Here is a 3,806-nt window from a genome sequence, read left to right on the forward strand (position 1 = left end):
ATCAATGAACGCGATGGAGACCCACATGTTGCTGAACGCCCTGCCGCTTCTGGCACCACTCATCCTGCTGGCCGCAGCTTTCGCCCCCCGTTTTATGGGAATCTCTGCGCAAAAAGGTGCATTGCTGGCAGAACAGGCGGCACTGGCCGCCGTCGCGGTAGCAGTTTTGTCGGCCTTAGTGCTCGCTTTCAACGGAAGTGGAGACAGTTTCCTGATCGGGATCTTGGGTGTTGGATTATCCGTCAGGTTGGACATTGTCAGCATTGTCATGCTTTTGCTGGTGACCTTCATCGGCTGGGTCGTGGTGCGTTATGCGCGCACCTATCTGGACGGCGAGGCGCGGCAGGATTACTTTACGTTCTGGCTTCTTGCGACGCTTTCGGCGGTATTGCTGCTGGTCCAGTCGGGCAATGTGACACAGTTCGCCGGCGCATGGATCGCGACAAGCATGTGCCTGCACAAGCTTTTGTTGTTCTATCCAGAGCGGGTTGCGGCGCAGCGCGCGGCGCATAAGAAGTTCATCATTGCGCGGATCGGTGACGCGGCTGTCATTGGAGCCGCAATTTTGCTCGCCAGTACCTATGGCACGACCCAGATCTCGGGCATCCTTGCACAGGCAGGGCAGGGCGCGGGCGGCGGTTTGGCACTGGCCGCCGCAGCACTGATCGCCCTTGCGGCGATCCTGAAATCCGCGCAGTTCCCGACACATGGGTGGCTGACCGAGGTAATGGAGGCACCGACACCGGTGTCCGCTCTGCTGCACGCCGGTGTCGTGAATGCGGGTGGCTTTGCGCTGATCCGCTTTGCTGACGTCATGCTGCTGTCGCCGCTAGTCTTGGCGATCCTTGTGATGGTGGGCGGGTTTACCGCGCTCTTTGGCGGGCTGGTCATGCTGACGCAGCCGACCGTCAAGGCATCACTTGCGTGGTCCACCATCGCGCAAATGGGATTTATGATCCTGCAATGCGGTCTGGCGCTGTTTCCGCTGGCGTTGCTGCATATCGTGGCACACTCGCTTTACAAGGCGCACGCTTTTTTGTCGGCGGGCAATGCGGTGCAGAACGTGGCCGCGATCCGCAAGCCGGGGCCGGTTGCCGTGCCTGATCTGGGTGCGGTGACGCGGGCGTTTCTGGTGGCTCTTGCGATTTACGGGGTGGTCTATGCAGTGCTTGGTCTGGGTTTTGATTTCGGCGGCAAGTCCCCGCAGGCGGTGGCCCTTGGCGCGATCCTGATCTTCGGTGTGGCCTATCTGCTGGCTCAGGGCTTTGCAGACGAAGCACCCCAAGCCCTGACGCAGCGCACTGCGGCCTACGCAGCCACCGTGACCGTCAGTTACCTCGTCCTGCAACGCGCTTCCGAGTGGCTGACTGCGGGCACTTTGCCTGCGACGCCACCGGCGGGCGCGCTGGAGTGGGCGCTGATCCTGCTGGCGATGGTCAGCTTTGGGCTTGTGGCCCTCGCGCAAGCGACACTGCCGCTTTGGTCGTATCACCCGGCAGCACAGGGCCTGCGCGTTCACCTGTCGAACGGACTTTACATCAATGCAATTTCCGATCGCATCATGGGCGGCTGGAAGCGGACCACATCCAACAAAGGAGCGGCGCAATGAAAGCGCAAACATACGCAGGCTATTCCGGCGCACATCTTGAAGTGATCGCCAAGGCAGAGGCCGCAGGCCGCGCTATTCCACCACTCTGGCCGCTGTCTTCGTCGGTCGCGGTCAACCCGTTTCTGGGGCAGACGGAACAGAATTTGCCGCAGGTGGCGGCACTTTTGGGCAGGGTTGCGGGCACACAGGTGACGATGCCGCGCGACTGGTATCAGGCCAAGATCAGTGACGGGACGATCAATGATGCGAACTTGACTGCTGCGCTCGCTCAGTTTCCTGCAGCGGCGCCAGACACCGAAGCCCTCAAGCTGGCGGCGGGAGTGCCATCAACCGTGATCAATGCGCTGCCTACGGTGGCGGATCTGGCCGCCGACGTATCGGGGATCGATTGGCCCGGCATCGTGGAAGAGCGCTTTGGCGTTTGGGCCGCAGGGTTTTTTGATGCCGGTCAGGCACTTTGGCAGAACAAGCCCGGTCGTCGGGCATTCGACGCATGGCGTGATTTTGCAAGCCGTGATCTGACGGCAGAGATCGCGGGGCTGTCTGGTTTTGGCGCACTGGTGGCAAGTACGCCCGCCCAGACCCGCAATGCCTTGGTGAATGCAACAGAAGTGCTTGGCTTGTCGGCTGAACAGACCGAGACATATTTTCACCAGCTCTTGCTGGGTCTTGGCGGCTGGTCGCAGGTGGCACGCTATCATCTTTGGCAGGCAGAGCTGGCAGGCGGCACTGACTTGACGACCACGGATATGCTGACGATTCGTCTGATCTGGGAGCAGGCCCTTTATGAGAAATATGCCTCTGAAATCGCGGCGAAGTGGGCAAAGATCCGCGAGGCACATGCCGCACCTGTCGCCCCTTCGACAGATCAGTTGATTGATGCAGCACTGCAAGCCGCCGCAGAGTTTGCCGGACAGCGTACCTTGGCCGAAACACTGGGTGCTCCGTCCCAACCTTTGACAGAGGGGCGTCCTGCGCTACAGGCGGCGTTCTGCATTGATGTTCGGTCAGAGGTGTTTCGGCGGGCGCTGGAAAGCGTCGATCCCGGTATCCAGACGCTTGGCTTCGCGGGCTTCTTCGGATTGACCGTAGCGCACAAAAGTTTTGCATCTGACGTTGCTGAAAAACGGCTGCCAGTTCTGCTGAACCATGGTGTGACCAGTCACGCGGGTGATGCATCCACCGCGACTGCCGACCAGAATGCCCGTTTTGCTGCGCGGGCTGGCCGTGCGTGGGGGCGGTTCAAATTGGCCGCTGTGTCATCGTTTGCCTTCGTGGAGGCGACAGGCCCGATCTATATGGGCAAATTGCTGCGCGACGCGCTCGGGATGGATGCGGCGAAAGGGCCGGACACGCAGGTGCCGGTCCTGGATGAGAGCTTTGGTCTGGAAGACCGGATCGGGGCAGCGACGGCCATTCTTGGGGCAATGTCTCTGACCAAGAATTTTGCGCCGCTGGTGCTTTTGCTTGGTCATGGTGCCAACGTGGTGAACAACCCGCATGCCAGCGCCCTGCATTGCGGTGCATGTGGCGGCTACACCGGTGAAGTGAACGCGCGGCTTTTGGCTGGTATCCTGAACGAAAAGGATGTGCGCGCGGGTCTTGCCCGGAACGGGATCACGATCCCTCAGGATACCCTTTTTCTCGGTGGCCTACATGATACGACGACCGATGATGTGACGATCTACGACGATGACTTTGCTGGACATGGACACAAGAGCCACTTGCAAACTGCGCAGGGTTGGCTGGCATCCGCAGGCAAACTCGCCCGGACCGAGCGCGCCTTGCGTCTGCCGCGTGCGGCCAACGGTGATGATGTCAGCAAGCGGAGCCGTGACTGGTCCGAGACACGGCCCGAGTGGGCCTTGGCCGGATGTAAGGCATTCATCGCCGCACCGCGGAGCCGGACCAAGGGCAAGGGCCTTGAGGGACGCGCATTCCTGCATGACTATGACTGGCAAAAGGATGATGGTTTTGGCGTTCTGGAGCTGATCCTTACCGCACCGGTTGTCGTCGCAAGCTGGATCAGCCTGCAATACTATGGGTCTGTCGTTGCCCCGCATATCTTTGGGGCAGGCAACAAACTTTTGCACAATGTCACGGGTGGTATCGGCGTGGTCGAAGGCAATGGCGGTGTCTTGCGTGGCGGGCTGCCATGGCAGTCGGTCTTTGATGGGACGGGCTATGCACATGATCC

Annotated in this window: 2 protein-coding genes; both read left to right on the top strand. The window is 60.5% G+C overall.

The features are described 5' to 3' along the window. Positions 1 to 25 precede the first annotated feature (25 nt). Positions 26 to 1,609, top strand: a complete 1,584-nt coding sequence (locus R6T97_RS11115; protein WP_410349358.1) for a proton-conducting transporter membrane subunit — start codon at positions 26 to 28, stop codon at positions 1,607 to 1,609. Continuing rightward, a partial coding sequence (locus tag R6T97_RS11120) for a YbcC family protein (protein ID WP_410349357.1) occupies positions 1,606 to 3,806 on the top strand: 2,201 nt, incomplete at its 3' end. The genes R6T97_RS11115 and R6T97_RS11120, both read left to right, overlap by 4 nt.

The organism is Yoonia sp., assembly GCF_046498525.1.
Classification (GTDB): Bacteria; Pseudomonadota; Alphaproteobacteria; order Rhodobacterales; family Rhodobacteraceae; genus Yoonia.